This window comes from Synechococcus sp. R6-10 (genome assembly GCF_047461815.1).
In the GTDB taxonomy this organism is placed as follows: Bacteria; Cyanobacteriota; Cyanobacteriia; order Thermostichales; family Thermostichaceae; genus Thermostichus.
Genome location: NZ_JANSHW010000679.1, coordinates 1 through 1,156 on the forward strand (window position 1 = coordinate 1; position 1,156 = coordinate 1,156).

Consider the following 1,156-nt stretch of genomic DNA (forward strand, 5'->3'; position numbering starts at 1 on the left):
TCCACCAGTGCGAGATACTGCCGAAGTACCGTGTAGTCGCTGTGCCCCATAAGTTGGCGTAGGTGTTCAAGGTCGATTCCGCTGCGCAGGCTCCAAGTGGCGAAGGTTCGGCGAAACACATGTGCGCCCAAGTGGTGGGGCAGCCCCGCCCGCTTGCCAATCTTCTGAATCGCCTCCAGCAGCCCGTGCAGCGTCAGTGCGCCGTACTTGCCCCACCACAGGGGCGCGTCGCCTGTGGGCGCGAAGGGGCAGGCGTTCAGGTATCGCCGAATGGCAAGGCGCACCTCATGCGACAGAAAGACCGCGCGCTGCTTCCCGCCCTTGCCTCGAATCAGCACAGTTTCGCGTTGGGCGTCGGCGACGGTCATCTTGTGCGCCTCGTGTATCCGCAGTCCCGTGTCCAGCAGCAGCAGGATTAGTGCCCTATCGCGAAGGCGCGTCCACTCCCTACCCTCGCACGCCTGCAGAATCTGCTCCACCTCGTCAGGCGTCAGCGCGGGTTTCAGCGTTGGCTGCAGTTTCGGCTTCTCCACACTCGCGAATGGGTTATTGGTGGTGAGACTCTCCCGCAAGCACCAGTTCCAGAAAGTGCGGGGCTTGCGGTAGTCATTATGCAGTTGGGCGTTGCTTATGCCGTGCTGTTGGCGGTAGATGAGCCACTTGCGGATATGGTGAGGTTGCACAGCGTCGAGGTCGGTCAGGTTCAGCGGCTCGCGAAGGAACCTCACGAATTGCCCGACTTCAGAGGCGTAGCCTGTCAGACTCTTGGGCGATAGCCCTCGCGCCTGCATGCTCTCCAGCCACAGGTGAAAGGCGTTCTCTAACTCACTGATTCCGTGAACCGTAAACAGGCGAATCTCGCCCGAATGGGAGGTCAGCATCGTGTTCTCCTATCGGGGCGCGTGTGCGGGAATGGCAATCGGCTGTGGGGTGTGCTATCAGCTGCGCTTTGGAGCCAGCGGGGGGTATTCGAACCCCGACCTTCCGCTCACCAAGCGGTTGCTCTACCACTGAGCTACGCCGTCGAAGTTGCCCAATATGCAGCGCGTTCGCTGACGCCACGCCACACCATACAGTGCCCACACCGTTCACGCCTCCCGCGAGGCGGAAGGTCTTAAACCCGCGCATGTATCAGCCCCTTGCCTGTTGTAGGGTC

The 1,156-nt window shown here is 61.3% G+C and carries 1 protein-coding gene; it reads right to left on the reverse strand.

From position 1 onward, the window contains the following. The coding region (locus NW837_RS15260; RefSeq protein WP_414332490.1) for a tyrosine-type recombinase/integrase at positions 1–881 on the reverse strand (881 nt) is incomplete at its 3' end. Positions 882–1,156 lie beyond the last annotated feature (275 nt).